Source organism: Alloyangia mangrovi (genome assembly GCF_002300555.2).
GTDB classification, from domain to species: Bacteria; Pseudomonadota; Alphaproteobacteria; order Rhodobacterales; family Rhodobacteraceae; genus Salipiger; species Salipiger mangrovi.
In genome coordinates, this window is sequence record NZ_NTHN02000029.1 from 24,778 (window position 1) to 38,430 (window position 13,653).

Annotated in this window: 13 protein-coding genes; 4 read left to right on the forward strand and 9 right to left on the reverse strand. The window is 67.5% G+C overall.

Annotation, left to right across the window (positions count from 1 at the left end; translation table 11 throughout):
- Positions 1-15: 15 nt before the first annotated feature.
- On the reverse strand, positions 16-921 hold the full coding sequence (locus CLG85_RS15830; protein ID WP_095881513.1) for a LysR family transcriptional regulator: 906 nt from the start codon (positions 919-921) through the stop codon (positions 16-18).
- Positions 922-1,049: 128 nt separating this feature from the next.
- Between CLG85_RS15830 and CLG85_RS15835 the strand changes: the two genes are divergently transcribed.
- Positions 1,050-1,682, forward strand: coding sequence for a TetR/AcrR family transcriptional regulator (locus tag CLG85_RS15835; protein WP_095881512.1), 633 nt, complete (start codon positions 1,050-1,052; stop codon positions 1,680-1,682).
- 100 nt (positions 1,683-1,782) lie between these two features.
- Here the strand turns inward: CLG85_RS15835 and CLG85_RS15840 are convergent, their stop codons facing one another.
- The 8 genes from CLG85_RS15840 to CLG85_RS15875 form a co-directional block, all read right to left on the reverse strand.
- Entirely contained in the window at positions 1,783-2,688 is a 906-nt protein-coding gene (locus tag CLG85_RS15840) for a LysR family transcriptional regulator (RefSeq protein WP_092420218.1), read from the reverse strand.
- A gap of 312 nt (positions 2,689-3,000) precedes the next feature.
- The gene (locus CLG85_RS15845; RefSeq protein WP_095881511.1) at positions 3,001-3,561 is read right to left on the reverse strand and encodes a type 1 glutamine amidotransferase domain-containing protein; all 561 of its coding nucleotides are present in this window, start codon (positions 3,559-3,561) and stop codon (positions 3,001-3,003) included.
- Between the two features lie 153 nt (positions 3,562-3,714).
- Positions 3,715-4,383: an SMP-30/gluconolactonase/LRE family protein gene (locus CLG85_RS15850; protein WP_260349571.1), complete on the reverse strand. Its 669-nt coding sequence runs from the start codon at positions 4,381-4,383 to the stop codon at positions 3,715-3,717.
- Entirely contained in the window at positions 4,373-4,645 is a 273-nt protein-coding gene (locus CLG85_RS15855) for an SMP-30/gluconolactonase/LRE family protein (protein ID WP_260349572.1), read from the reverse strand. The genes CLG85_RS15850 and CLG85_RS15855 overlap by 11 nt, the downstream gene beginning before the upstream one ends.
- The gene (locus CLG85_RS15860) at positions 4,642-5,421 is read right to left on the reverse strand and encodes an ABC transporter permease (protein WP_260349573.1); all 780 of its coding nucleotides are present in this window, start codon (positions 5,419-5,421) and stop codon (positions 4,642-4,644) included. Before CLG85_RS15860 ends, CLG85_RS15855 begins: the two co-directional genes overlap by 4 nt.
- Positions 5,422-5,588: 167 nt before the next feature.
- Entirely contained in the window at positions 5,589-6,518 is a 930-nt protein-coding gene (locus CLG85_RS15865; RefSeq protein WP_095881508.1) for an ABC transporter permease, read from the reverse strand.
- A complete protein-coding gene (locus tag CLG85_RS15870; RefSeq protein WP_095881507.1) occupies positions 6,519-7,949 on the reverse strand; it encodes a sugar ABC transporter ATP-binding protein in 1,431 nt (476 codons plus the stop codon). It abuts the gene before it with no gap.
- Between the two features lie 6 nt (positions 7,950-7,955).
- Positions 7,956-8,966, reverse strand: coding sequence for an ABC transporter substrate-binding protein (locus tag CLG85_RS15875; protein ID WP_095881506.1), 1,011 nt, complete (start codon positions 8,964-8,966; stop codon positions 7,956-7,958).
- Positions 8,967-9,178: 212 nt separating this feature from the next.
- On the opposite strand from CLG85_RS15875, the gene CLG85_RS15880 reads away from it, so the two are divergent.
- From CLG85_RS15880 to CLG85_RS15890, 3 genes are all read left to right on the forward strand, one after another.
- Complete coding sequence (locus CLG85_RS15880; protein WP_260349575.1) at positions 9,179-10,411, forward strand: sensor histidine kinase; 1,233 nt, start codon at positions 9,179-9,181, stop codon at positions 10,409-10,411.
- A gap of 13 nt (positions 10,412-10,424) precedes the next feature.
- Entirely contained in the window at positions 10,425-11,150 is a 726-nt protein-coding gene (locus CLG85_RS15885; protein WP_095883863.1) for a response regulator transcription factor, read from the forward strand.
- Positions 11,151-11,262: 112 nt separating this feature from the next.
- A complete protein-coding gene (locus tag CLG85_RS15890; RefSeq protein WP_375796930.1) occupies positions 11,263-13,632 on the forward strand; it encodes a Tex family protein in 2,370 nt (789 codons plus the stop codon).
- The last annotated feature ends 21 nt before the right edge of the window (positions 13,633-13,653 follow it).

Sequence of the window (13,653 nt, forward strand, 5' to 3'; positions counted from 1 at the left end):
CGGCGCAAATCTTGATCAGGGGGCCAGATCGCCGGCGCGTCCGGCCAGCGGCGCGCCCTGCTCGCGCAGCGCGCTGTCGAGGTAGGACTCGAACTGCATCGCCAGCTCGCGCGCCGGACCACCGGTCTCGGTGCGCGACAGGATCACCCGGCGCGCGGAATCGTAGTCGGGCAGAATCCGGGTCAGACGACCGACGCTGAGGTCCCGCGCCACCACGAAATCGGGCAGGCAGGCGATCCCGAGCCCCGCGAGGCAAGCCTCGAGCACCGAGCGGGTGTCGGCCATCTCGATGCGCCGCTCGGCGGTCACCGGGGTGACCGCGCCGCGGCGATCGGTGAGCGTCCAGATCACGCCCTCCTGCTCGGCCGGCAGGTGCAGCAGCCGGTGACTTGCCAAATCGCTCGCGCTCTCGGGGCGGCCATGGGTGGCAAGATACAGCGAGGAGGCCACGACCACATGGGTGCTGACCGCGAGAGGCCGGCCGTCCATCGCCTCGCCGATCTCGGCGCTCAGTGTCAGATCGCACCCCTCGGAGCCCCCGGCTTCGAAGACCACCGAGCTGTCGGGGTGCGACGAGAGGAACCGGCCAAGCCGCGGCAGGATCATGTGCTCGACCAACTCGGCGGGCGCCGCGACACGCAGCGCCGCTGCCTGCGGCTCGGCCAGCGCACGGGCGCAGGTGTCGGCCCAGTCGGCCTCGGCCAGCAGCTGGCGGGTCCAGCGGTAGTAGTGGTTCCCCTCGGTGGTCGGACGCACCTGACGCGTGGTGCGTTCAAAGAGCTTGAGCCCGAGCCGGCGTTCCAGCGCCGCGACGTTCTTGGAAACCGCCGCCTTGGACATGCCAAGCGCTTCCGCTGCTGCTGTGAAGCCGCCGTGGTCCATCACATGGGTGAAGGCGCGCAGCTCAGCAAACTTGTCCATTCACGTCTCTCCAGATACCAAGGGCACTCGTGACCCGCCCGCGGCTTATGTCTCGTGGGCGACAGATTTTCAACATTGTTAGTAACAATGCCATAGACTTTCCTGTTTCGTGCCGTAATCTCGGGCATATGGACAGCCAAGCGACCCGCCGCCGTAGCCGTGACGAGAAGAGCGCCGCGACGCGCGCGCGACTGACCGCCGCTGCCCGCAGTCTCTTTGATGAGCACGGCTACCACAACGTTTCGGTCACGCAAATCGCCCGGATGGCCGGGGTGACACATGCGATGATCAACGTCTATTTCCATTCCAAGGCAGGTCTTCTGTACGCCCTGATCCGGGAAAACAATACATCCCAGATAGATACGCTGTCCGGGTCGGTCCCGATGCACGCCAGCTTCGAGGAAAAACTGCGCCATATCGTGACGGTTTACGTAGCGGGAGACCTCGAGGATCCGCGGCTTCTTGCTGTGATGCAGGCCTACTATTGGCAATGGCCTGCCGAAACCGAATGTGAAAACCGCCTACAATTAAGGCAGGCGCTCGCGCCGATCCTTCAGGCGCTGCGGGACTCGCCACAATTCACCCACCGGAGCGGTGAGGAACTCGAGGAGGCGCTCGACGCCTTCTATGCGATCTACACCCATGGGTTGCGTCCGGCGGTCTACGAAGATGCCAGCGCAGCCCAGTGCATCGAGATGATTCTGCGCCGCAGCATGATGCTCTTCGACGGGCTCGCCCTGCCGGCCTCCCAGGTGACCTGAGACGTCTTTACCCTTCCCGCCCGGCCGACAAAAAAAACGCCCCGGTGACGAACCGGGGCGCAGGTGGGCCGTTGATGATCTCAGCCCGAGGAAAACAAGGTCACCAGTCGTGCGGGCCCTTCTCTGCGAAGGCATGCACGAGGAAATCGATGAAGGCGCGGACCTTCGGCTGGGTAAAGCGGCCCGGCGGGTAGACGGCATAGATGCCCTGTGTTTCGACCGGCAGATCGGGGATCGCATCCTCGACCAGCCCCTGCTTCATCGCATCCGCGTAGAGGTAGGACGGCAGGTAGGCGATACCGAGCCCGGCGATGCAGGCGTTGAGCAGCGATTGCCCGTCGTTGACCGACAGCCAGCCCGCGGTGCGCACCTGCCGCTTCTCGCCCGAGGGCGCGGTCACCTTCCAGACGTTGCCCGAGGATTGGTTGGAATAATGCAGCAGCTTGTGCTCGTTCAGATCGTCGATCCGCTGCGGGCGCCCGAAGCGCTGGAAGTAGTTCGGCGAGGCGATCATGCGTTTGGTCGTGTCGGTCAGCTTGCGGGCACGGAGCGTGCTGTCCTCCAACTCCCCGATCCGCACCGCCATGTCGAAGCCTTCCGAGATCAGCTCGACGTAACGGTTGTTGAGCACCATGTTGACGGTGATGTCAGGGAACTCGGCGAGGAACTCGCCCAGCACCGGGCTAAGATGGTTCACGCCGAAATCCGTGGCGACAGAAATGCGAAGCAGCCCCGAGGGCGCGGATTGCATCGAGGTGACCAGCGCGTCGGCCTCTCCGGCGTCGTTCAGCACCCGCCGGGCACGGTCGTAATAGGCAAGGCCGATCTCGGTCGGTGACACGCGGCGCGTCGTGCGGTTCAGCAGCCGTGCGCCGAGACGGGCCTCCAGCGAGGAGACATGTTTCGACACGGCCGATTTCGAAATCCCCATCTTCTTTGCCGCGTCGGTGAAACCACCCTGGTCCACCACGGTGGCAAAGGCCTCCATTTCGGTCAGCCGATCCATACCCGTCACCTCGTAAACGTTCTTCACGATCCGGTATCCCCCCGGATTGGGGCAGGACTTGGACAGAGCGGGGACAATATCGGGGTTTTACCGCGCACTGTACGTGACACCGAAACCGAGAGGTAAAATCTGCGGCAAGAGTGTTTCCGCCCCAGGAACGGCGGGACCGAGGTGCCCGCCCCGCCCTAGGATCCTGCACAATCGACATCAAATGGGAACAGAACGCCTTATTCTCCTTCGGTGCAGCGCATGTCACAAAAGACCGCGCCGGAAGCCCGGCGCGGCCAGTCTTCGCAAAGCCACCACGGAAGGTTACGCGGCCTTGCGGTTGTGCTGACCTTCCTCGATCTCCTCGACGATCTTCGCCACGAAGTCCTTCAGGTCGTCCGGTTTACGGCTGGTGACGATGCCCTTGTCGCAGGCCACCGGCTCATCGACCCAATGGCCACCCGCGTTCACCACGTCGGTCTTCACCGAGTGGTAAGAGGTGACCTCGCGGCCCTTCACGATGCCCGCCTCGACCAGCACCCAAGGCGCATGGCAGACGGCGGCAATGACCTTGCCCTCGTTGTGGAAATCCTTGACGAGGTTGATGACCGCGGGTTCGACCCGCAGCAGGTCGGGATTGATCTGGCCGCCCGGGATCACCAGCGCGTCGTAATCATGAGAGTTGATCTCGGAGATCTTGGCGTCGGCCTCGGCCTCGCGGCCCCAGTCGGCACCCTCCCAGCCCTTGATCCGCTGGCCGTCGAGCGTGGCCACGTGGACCTCGGCGCCCTTCATGCGCAGCTGGTCGCGGGGGAATTCCAGTTCCGACTGTTCGAAACCATTGGTGGCAATGATCAGGATTTTGGCCTTATCGATGGCAGTCATGGGGTGCCTCCTTCCATCTGTCTTACAATCCGGCGCCGGTTCGGCGCCTCTGGACAAGCAACGGGAGGGCCCCGGCCTGTGTTCCAAGAAACACGGACACGGGTTTTTGACAGGCGGGCGGGAACCTGCGCGGCCCGGAAAGGCCGCGCGGTCTCAGCGATGGCTGCGGGTCCAGGGCTCGGCGCCCTTCACATCCACGAAGACGCGGTAGACCGAGCTGGTCGCGGTGATGTACATCCGCTGCCCATCCGTCCCGCCGAAGCAGAGGTTGGCGACCACCTCGGGCACGAGGATCTTGCCCAGCAGCGTGCCGTCCGGCGCGAAGCAATGCACCCCGTCCCCGGCCGAAGACCACAGGTTGCCCTCGATGTCGCAGCGCATCCCATCGGGCAGCCCGCAGTCGAGCGTGGCGAAATCCCCGAGCGGGGTCAGCCTGCCGCCTTCAACCGCGTACTTGCGGATCACCGAAGGCACGCTGTCGTCATGGCTCGATCCGCTCTCGGCGACATAGAGCAGCCGCTCGTCGGACGAGAAGCAGAGCCCGTTGGGCTGCGCGAAGTCCGAGATCACCGGCACCGGCGCGCCGCCCTCGGGCGCGATGCGGAAGACATGGCGGGCGGATTGCTCGGGCTCGGCGCGGTTGCCCTCGAAGTTCGAGATGATGCCGTAGGTCGGATCGGTGAACCACACGGCGCCGTCGGAGCTCACCACCACGTCGTTCGGCGAATTGAGCCGCCTGCCCTCGTGCTCGGAGGCCAGCACCTTAAGCGAGCCGTCATACTCGGTCCGCACCACGTCACGCGTCCCATGCCTACAGCCCACCAGCCGCCCCCCCGGGATCGCGGGTGTTGCCGTTGTTGAACTGGCTCTGCTCGCGGAAGACGCTGAGCCCCTGCCCCTCGGTCCATTGGTACATCGTCTGCGAGGGGATCTCGGAGAAGATCAGCGCATTCCGGTCGCCGAACCACACCGGCCCCTCGGTCCAGGTGAAGCCGGTGCAGAGCTGCTCGAGCTTGCCCATCGGGTGGACGAGCCGGCGGAAGCGCTCGTCGCGGATCTCCAGATGCTCGGGCGTGCGGATCATCTCTGGACCCTCCTCGTGCTGGCGGCAATGACGATGCCAATGATGATGAGACCGGTCAGCACCATGCGAACCCCGGCACCGGCGCCGTAGGAGTTGAGCATGGAGACGACGAGGAACATGAAGAGCGAGGCGCCCCAGACGCCGGGCACGTTGGAGCTGCCCCCGGCGATCGAGGTGCCGCCGATGACCACCACGGCGATCGACATCAGCAGGTACTCGGCCCCCATGTTGAGCGCCGCGCCGCCCGAGAAGCTGGCCAGCAGGTAGCCGGCGATGGCGGCAAAGACGGTGACAGCGAGGTAGGTGGCGGCGCGCACCGCCTCGACCGGCACGCCTGCAAGCCGCGCGGCGCGCAGGTTCTGCCCCGAGGCCAGCAGCCAGCGCCCCCAGACCGAGCGCTCGAGCAGCAACCATATCAGGATCGACAGGCCCAGGCCGACCAGCGCCACGTTGGGAATGCCCATGGTGCGACCGGTGGCGAACTCCGCCAACCCCGCGGGCGGCTTGATCCGCAGGCCACGGTTCGACCAGATCGCCAGCGACTGGTAGATGAGCGACGCGGCGAGCGTCGCAATGATCGGCGGCAGCCGCAGCAGGTAAATGAGCGCGAAGTTGGCAAGCCCCGTGCCGAGGCCCACGAGCACCGCCACGCCGAGCCCCATCCACGCGGTGCCCGGATCCGAGCCCATCGCCTTCAGCGCCAAGGTGCCCGAAAGCGTCATCGTCGCCGGAATGGACAGGTCGACGTTGCCCGGCCCCAGCGTGATCACCAGCATCTGCCCGAGCCCGACGATGGCGGCGAAGGCGCCGAAACTGAGCGCGGCATAGGCCAGCTCTCCGGCCCCGCGCCCCCCCGGTCAGCGCCACGGTCAGCGCAAAGGCGGCGGCGGCGGCGACCCAGGACCAGATCCAAGGTTTCGAGATGAGTTTCATGCGCGCCTCTTCATGCCTGCGCGTCGCGGCGTGTGAAGAGCAGCCGCGCCGTCAGGACAAGGATCAGGATCGCCCCCTGCGCGCCGATCTGCCAATCGGGCGAGAGCCGCAGGAAGCTCAGGAAGGAGGCGGCGAGCGTCAGCGTCAGCGCGCCGATGACGGCGCCGACCGGGCTGACCTTGCCCCCGGTGAACTCGCCGCCGCCGAGGATCACCCCCGCGATGGACAAGAGCGTGTAGCGCAGAGCGATATTGGCATCGGCAGAGGTCGTGAGCCCGACCAGCGCCATTCCCGCGAAGACCCCGAAGAGCCCGGCCAGCCCGTAGGCCAGCGCCTTGAGCCGCACCACCGGCCAGCCCGCGCGCTGCACCGAGCGGGCGTTGCCGCCGACGCCGCGCAGCACCGTGCCGAGGCCGGAGCGGATCACCAGCAGGTGGGTCACCACGGCAATGATCACCGAGGCGCAGACGGCCATGGGGATGTAGGGTGGCTTGACGGTCATCAGCGTGCGCAGCCAACCAGGGCTGCTGCCTCCTGGCGACGGCAGGATGAACAGCGCCAGCCCGCCCCAGACGAAGGACATGCCCAGCGTCACCACGATGGCCGGAAGCTCGAGCGCGTGGATCACCGCGCCCAAGGCCGCGTAGCACAGCACCAGCGCCAGCAGGATCAGCGCCCCGAGCATCGGGCTGTCGTTCAGGAAGGTCGCGGTGATGCAGGCCACCAGCGACACGAAGGCCCCGAGCGACAGGTCGATGTCGTTGACCATGATGATCATCATCTGCGCGATGGTCGCCAGCGCGATCGGCACCGCGAGGTTGAAGAGCAGGTTGATGCCGAAGTAGCTCATCGCCCGCGGCTGCATGTAGAATGTGGCCGCCAGCAGCACCGCCAACGAGACCACAGGCAGCAGGATACGGTATCTTGCAAAGAAACCCATTCAGGCCCCTTCCATCTCGAAGGAGGCCTCGAGGATGCGCTCCTCGGTGATCGCCTCGCCGGTCAGCTCGGCGGAAATCTCGCTATTGCGGAACACGAAGACCCGGTCGCACTGGCAGACCTCCTCGGTCTCGGTCGAATACCACAGGAAGGTGCGGCCCTTGGCGGCCTCGGCGCGGATCATGGCATAGACGTCCTGCTTGGTGCCCACGTCGACCCCGCGCATCGGATCGTCCATCACCACCACCGGAGCGGAGGAGGCGAGCGCGCGTGCAAAGAGCACTTTCTGCTGGTTGCCGCCCGAGAGCGACAGGATGGGGTTGGTCACGTCGTCGGTGCGGATGCCGATGCGCTTTTTCCACTCGGCGGCGACGGCGGCCTCCCTGTCGCGATCGACGAGGCCGCGTTTCGCGATCTGGGGCAGGATCGAGATCGAGGTATTGCGCAGGATCGACCAGAGCGGCAGCAAGCCGTCGCGTCCCCGGTCCCCGGCGACAAAGACCATGCCCGCCTCGCGCGGACTGCGCCACGACGAGGTGGCACCGAGGTAGAGCCGGGCCAATGCCTCGGCCTGCCCGTGGCCCGCCAGCCCCGAAAGGCCGACGATCTCGCCCTTCCGGGCGCGCAGGCCTTCCGGCGTGTGCAGAACTTCCTCGCCATGCACCCGCGCGGCCTGCGCGGCGGCGGCCTCGGTGGCGACATGGCCCATGGCATCGACCAGCCCCTGCCGGGTGAAGCCGCCGGCAGCGCGTTCGGCGACCACCTTGCCATCCTTCATCACGAGGATACGGGTCGCCACCTCGAAGATCTCGCCCAGCATGTGAGAGATGAAGATCACCGCGCCGCCCTGTGCGCAGAACCGTTTGATGTGGGAGAGCAGCTGTTCGGCGATGCCGGCATCGAGCGACGAGGTGGGCTCGTCGAGGATCACCAGCCGTGCCTCGGTGCCGCGCGGGGCGAAACCGATGGCAATCTCGACCATCTGCCGCTCGGCGATGCTGAGCGCGTCGACCGTCGCGTCGGCGTCGATGCCGTGGCCCGGGAAGACCTCATCCAGCGCGGCGCGGATCTCGGCCCGCGCGGGCGCGCGCCAGTTCATGCCCCTGAGGGCGGAATGCGAGATGCGCAGGTTCTCGGCCACCGTCAGGTTCGGGCAGAGCGAAAGTTCCTGGAACACCGAGCGAACCCCCGCGGCCAGCGCCGTTGTCGCCCCGGAAGCCGGAAAGTCGACGGAGCCGGCGGAGGGCGAGAGCCCGCCATTGACCACATTCACAAGCGTGGATTTCCCGGCGCCATTGTGGCCGACGAGGCCGAGGCAATCCCCGGGAGAGATGGACAGGCTCACGCCGTCGAGCGCCCTGACCGGACCAAAGTGCTTGGCGGCCCCGGTCAGGGCGACGATCGGCGCAGCCGGTTCGGCTGCGATGGTCATGGGTACTTACATGGCCCCGGAGATGACGCCCTTGGCGTCGTCGAGCGAGTAGACGGTGTTGGCGACCGAGCCCTCGGGGGTGGTTTCCAGCGCCTCGTCCAGCGTGTCCTGCGTCACCTTGAGGAAGGGCACAGTCAGATCCTTGGGCACCTCGGCGCCGTCGAGGATCTGCTGCGCCACCCAGAAGGCCAGCGAGGCCACGCCCGGTGCGATCGACAGCGAGAGCGTCTCGTAGCCATTGGCGTCGCGCTGGTCGGCCCACCACTGCATCTCGTCCTGGCGGTTGCCGAGCACGATCAGCGGCGTGTCGCGGCCAGCGGCCTTGAAGGCCTGCGCCGCGCCGTAGCCGTCGCCGCCCTGGGTCACCACGCCGACCACCTCGGGCAGCGAGGGCAGCACGCCCGCGACGGCCTTCTGCGCCACATCCTGCGCCCAGTCCCCGTGCACCGAGCCGACGATCTTGAACTGCCCGTTCTCGGCGACGCCTTCCTCGATGCCCGCGTGGATCTCGTCATCCACGAAGACCCCCGCAAGGCCGCGGATCTCGAGCAGGTTGCCGCCCTCGGGCAGGCGGGTCGCAAGGTATTCGACCTGCTCCTTGCCCATCTGCTTGAAGTCCACCGCGATGCGCCAGGCGCAGGGCGCGGTGACGATGCCGTCGAAACTGACCACGGTGACACCGGCGTTGCAGGCCTCTTCCACGGCGCCGTTCAACGCCGTCGGCGAGGCGGCATTTAGTATGATCGCGTCATAGCCCTGCAGGATCATGTTCTGGATCTGCGCGGCCTGCTCCGTGGCCTGGTTCTCGGAGGTGGTATAGGCATCCGCCGCCCCGACCACGCCCTCTTCCACGGCCTTGCCGCCGACCTCCTCGAAGGTCTGCAGCATTGCCTGCCGCCAGGAGTTGCCCGCATAGTTGTTGGACAGCGCGATGCGCTTGCCCGAGGTGTCAGCTAGCGCACCGCTCGCCGCCACGGCAAGCCCGGCCGCGCCGAGCAGCATCATTGTCTTGGTCATTCTCCCTCCCATCGCCCTATTCCGGGCGCTCACTGGATGCCCGTCCTCCACGGGCTTGGTCATGCTGCCGTGACGGAAGCCGCGCGTAAAGTGTGCACCCCGCAGATCGGCTGCGGGTTTCCGCATGTCCTCTGCGGGAAAGGGTGTTTTCTTCTTCGGCAAGACGCGTCATCTTGCGGAGACGCGCAAGAGGAGGCGCGTGGGGAGGGATCATGAATTCACCGCAGATGGCCGCGGCCGTGCGCGCGCGCCGCGCGCCTTCGGGCGCGCCAATTGGCCACGCCGGGGACTCGACCGAGGTCTTCGAGCGCATGTCCGCACGGCTCTCGACCGAGGTCGAGATCGGCTCGGCGCTCACCGCCGTCGCACCCGAGATCGCCACCTTGCTGCCCTTCAGCCATGTCGACATCTGCCTGCACGACACCCCGGGCTGGGTGGTCAGTTACGAGGCCGGGATCGAGACCCGCTGGTCGCAGCGCCGCACCCGGGTGCAATACTCGCCGGTGCGCGACGTGCTGCAGGGGCGCAGCGCGGCAATGCTCTCGGCCAATGCCATGGAGGATCCGCAGCAGACCTTCCCCGGCGCCTGCTGCGAGCCGATCCTGAATCACCGGCTGCGGGCCCGGATCACCGTGCCGCTGCGAGTCATGGGCAAGGTCACCGGCACGCTCAATTTCTCGCATGGCACCAAGGGGTTCTACGGCCCCGAGCAGGTCCCGCTGGCGCAGGCGCTGGCCGATCTGCTCGCCCCGTGGTTCCACGCGCTGCACGGCGCGGCGAAGGCCAGCCAGGCGGCGCAGCTGCGCGCCCGGGCGCAGGAGCAGGCCGAGGGGCTGCGGCAGGGCGCGCTCGAACTCACGCAGACCCTTGAGCAGGAGCGCCAGCGCATCGGCATGGACCTGCACGACCAGACGCTCGCCGACCTCACCCGCATCCTGCGCGAGCTGACCGGCGAGGCGCCGCTCGACCGCGACTTGCTGGCCGAGCGCGTGACCGACACGATCGACGACCTGCGCGCGCTGATCGACACCGCAGTGCCCACCCTGCTCGATCTCTTCGGCTTCGCCCACGCGGTGCGGGTGCATCTCGAGCGCGCCGTGGGTGCCGAGCCCGTGGAGGTGGATGTCGAGGACGAGACCGACGGCGCCCCCGACCGGCTCGGCACCACTGCGCGCACCGCGCTCTTTCGTATCACGCAGGAGGCGATCAACAACGCCGCCCGCCATGCCCGGGCGCACCGCATCCTTGTCACCGTCTGCTCGGAGCCGCAGGACCGCCTCCGCATCTCAATCAGCGACGACGGCATCGGCATCGGCCCCGAAGTTGGCCGCCGTTCGGGCCTGTCGCACCTGCGCACCCGCGCCCATCTCATCGGCGCGGATCTCGAAATCGTCTCCGACGCGGGCACTCGCGTCACCGTCACCCTCCCGGAAACCCCCGCATGAAAGTCCTTCCCCTATGAAAGTCCTGCTTGTCGAGGATGACCAGTTCCACGCGTCCTACCTGCAGGACGCACTCGCCGAGGCCCTGCCCGAGGTGACCGAGATGCTGCACGCCACCGACGGTGCGGCGGGCGAGGCCGAGGCCCGCTCGGCCCATATCGAGGCGGTGGTGATGGACCTGCAGATGGACGGCCGCAACGGCATCGAGGCAGCGCGCGCGATCTGGGCCGAGCGCCCGGGCACCCGCATCCTCTTCTGGTCCAACTATTCGGACGAGGCCTATCTGCGCGGCATCTCCCGCATCGTGCCCGAGGACAGCGCCTATGGCTACGTGCTCAAGACCGCCACCCGCGAGCGGCTGAAACTGGCGCTGCGGGCGGTGCTGCTCGAGGGGCAGATCATGGTCGACCGCGAGATCCATCGCCTGCAGCGCCGCAGCGCCTCGCCGCGCAACGCGCTCGACGACAGCGAATACGCAGTGTTGCTGGACCTGGCGCTGGGGCTGCAGGACAAGCTGATCGCCGAGCGCCGCGGCATGTCGCTGCGCACCGTGCAGAACCGGCTGCTCTCGCTCTACGACAAGCTCGGCGTGGACGGCGAGGACGTCGGCCCGGCGCTCAACAAGCGGGTGAAGGCGCTGTCGCGCGCCTTCACCACCCGCACGCTGAACGTCGAGACATTGGAAAGCGCGCAGCGCGACTACGAGCGCTGGCTGGCGGGGCGGGCAAGATCGGTGCACTAGGCCGCGAGGTTCGGGGGCGCGCAAGGATCAGCCGCCCCTTACGCGCCCTCTTGGCGCAGCCGCGCGGCGGGGCTACACCGGCCTTCTCGAAGACCCAGAGGAGGCCGCCCCCGTGTTGACCCAGCCCGTGGACACCCAGACCCGTATCGCCAGCACCATCGCCCGGGAAATCCAGGCCAGTCCGAAACAGGTGACGGCGGCGGTCGAGCTGCTCGACGGCGGCGCCACGGTGCCCTTCGTGGCGCGCTACCGGAAGGAAGTTACCGGCGGTCTCGACGACACGCAGCTGCGCAATCTCGCCGAGCGCCTCACCTACCTGCGGGAGCTGGAAGCCCGCCGAGTCTCGATCCGCGACTCGATCAAGGAGCAGGGAAAGCTCACCGATGCGCTTGAGAAATCCATCGCCGGTGCCGAGACCAAGGCCGCGCTCGAGGACATCTACCTGCCCTACAAGCCCAAGCGCCGCACCCGCGCGATGATCGCCCGCGAGAACGGGCTCGAGCCGCTGCTTCGCGCAATCGTCTCCGACCGCGGCGCCGATCCCGCCAAGCTGGCCGAAACCTACCTCGGCGAGAGCGTCACCGACGCGAAGGCCGCGCTGGAGGGCGCCCGCGACATCCTCGGCGAAGAGCTGACCGAGAACGCGACCCTCCTTGGCAGCCTGCGCGAGTTCATGCGCGCCGAGGCGTTCATCTCGGCCAAGGTCGCGCCGGGCAAAGAGCAGGAGGGGGCCAAGTTCTCCGACTATTTCGACCATCGCGAGAAATGGGCCGATATTCCATCGCACCGCGCGCTGGCGATCCTGCGCGCCTCGAAGGAAGAGGTGGTGACAGTCGACATCGCGCCCGATCCCGAGGTCTCGACCCGCCGCGGCGAGGACATCGTGGCCAGCGCAATCGGCATCCACAGCGACGCCCCCGGCGACCGGTGGCTGCGCGGCGTCGCCGACTGGACATGGCGGGTGAAGCTGAGCCTTTCCATGTACGTCGACCTGATGACCGAGCTGCGCCGCCGCGCCCATGAAGAGGCGATCAACGTCTTTGCCCGCAACCTCAAGGACCTGCTGCTCGCCGCCCCCGCCGGGAGCAAAGCGACGCTGGGCCTCGACCCGGGCATCCGGACGGGCGTGAAATGCGCCGTGGTGGACGCAACCGGCAAGCTGCTAGACACCGCGACGATCTACCCCTTCCAGCCCAAGAACGACACGCGCGGCGCCACCGCCACGCTGATGGAGCTGATCTCCCGCCACAAGATCGAGCTCATCGCCATCGGCAACGGCACTGCCAGTCGCGAGACCGAGCGCCTTGTCGGCGACGTGCTGAAGCTGCTGCCCGCCGCGGTGAAGAAGCCGACCAAGGTGGTGGTCTCGGAAGCCGGCGCCTCGGTCTACTCGGCCTCGGAGACCGCGGCCAAGGAATTCCCCGATCTCGACGTCTCGCTGCGGGGTGCCGTGTCGATCGCCCGCCGCCTGCAGGACCCGCTGGCCGAGCTGGTGAAGATCGAACCGCAGAGCATCGGCGTCGGGCAATACCAGCACGACGTCGACCAGCGCAAACTGGCACAGACGCTGGAAGCGGTGGTCGAGGACGCGGTGAACGCCGTCGGCGTCGATCTCAACACCGCCTCCGCTCCGCTGCTCGCCCATGTCGCGGGCCTCGGCCCGTCGCTGGCGCAATCCATCGTCAGCCACCGCGACAGCACCGGCGCCTTCCCCTCTCGCAAGGCGCTCTTGAAGGTTGCCGGACTGGGGCCGAAGGCCTTCGAGCAATGCGCCGGCTTCCTGCGCATCCGCGACGGCATCGAGCCGCTGGATGCCTCCTCGGTGCACCCAGAAGCCTATGGCGTCGCGCGCAAGATCGTCGCCGCCTGCGGCCGTGACATTCGCCAGATCATGGGCCAGCCGCAGGCGCTCAAGGGCCTGCGCGCCGAGGCGTTCGTCGACGGCGCCTTCGGTCTTCCGACCGTGCGCGACATCCTGTCGGAGCTGGAAAAACCCGGCCGCGACCCGCGCCCCGACTTCGTCACCGCCAGCTTCACCGATGGCGTCGAAGAGATCACCGACCTGCGCCCCGGCATGATGCTCGAGGGCACGGTGACCAATGTCGCGGCCTTTGGTGCCTTCGTCGACATCGGCGTGCATCAGGATGGGCTGGTGCACGTCAGCCAGCTTGCGGACCGCTTCGTCAAGGACCCGCATGAGGTGGTGAAGGCCGGCGACGTGGTGAAGGTGCGGGTGACCGAGGTCGACGTGCCGCGCAAGCGCATTGGTCTTTCCATGCGCAAGGACGGCGCGGGCCGCGAGGCCGCGCAGGAGCGGCGCGCTGCGCCCGACAAGGGCCCACGCGGCAAAGGCGGAACAGGCGGAGGCCGCGGCGGTAACACCCCGCGCGGGCCGATGAGCGCCGGGCCGAAAGGCGGCTCGGGCGGCGGACAGGGCGCACTCGGCGCGGCGCTTCTGGACGCGATGAAGAAGAAGCCCTGAGCGGCACCGGCGCGGAGCCGG

Coding starts and splice junctions, on each gene's coding strand:
- CLG85_RS15830 (WP_095881513.1), bottom strand. CDS start 921: ATGGACAAGTTTGCTGAGCTGCGCGCCTTCACCCATGTGATGGACCAC.
- CLG85_RS15835 (WP_095881512.1), top strand. CDS start 1,050: ATGGACAGCCAAGCGACCCGCCGCCGTAGCCGTGACGAGAAGAGCGCC.
- CLG85_RS15875 (WP_095881506.1), bottom strand. CDS start 8,966: ATGACCAAGACAATGATGCTGCTCGGCGCGGCCGGGCTTGCCGTGGCG.
- CLG85_RS15870 (WP_095881507.1), bottom strand. CDS start 7,949: ATGACCATCGCAGCCGAACCGGCTGCGCCGATCGTCGCCCTGACCGGG.
- CLG85_RS15885 (WP_095883863.1), top strand. CDS start 10,425: ATGAAAGTCCTGCTTGTCGAGGATGACCAGTTCCACGCGTCCTACCTG.
- CLG85_RS15855 (WP_260349572.1), bottom strand. CDS start 4,645: ATGATCCGCACGCCCGAGCATCTGGAGATCCGCGACGAGCGCTTCCGC.
- CLG85_RS15840 (WP_092420218.1), bottom strand. CDS start 2,688: ATGGATCGGCTGACCGAAATGGAGGCCTTTGCCACCGTGGTGGACCAG.
- CLG85_RS15845 (WP_095881511.1), bottom strand. CDS start 3,561: ATGACTGCCATCGATAAGGCCAAAATCCTGATCATTGCCACCAATGGT.
- CLG85_RS15880 (WP_260349575.1), top strand. CDS start 9,179: ATGAATTCACCGCAGATGGCCGCGGCCGTGCGCGCGCGCCGCGCGCCT.
- CLG85_RS15860 (WP_260349573.1), bottom strand. CDS start 5,421: ATGCTGGTGATCACGCTGGGGCCGGGCAACGTCGACCTGTCCATTCCG.
- CLG85_RS15865 (WP_095881508.1), bottom strand. CDS start 6,518: ATGGGTTTCTTTGCAAGATACCGTATCCTGCTGCCTGTGGTCTCGTTG.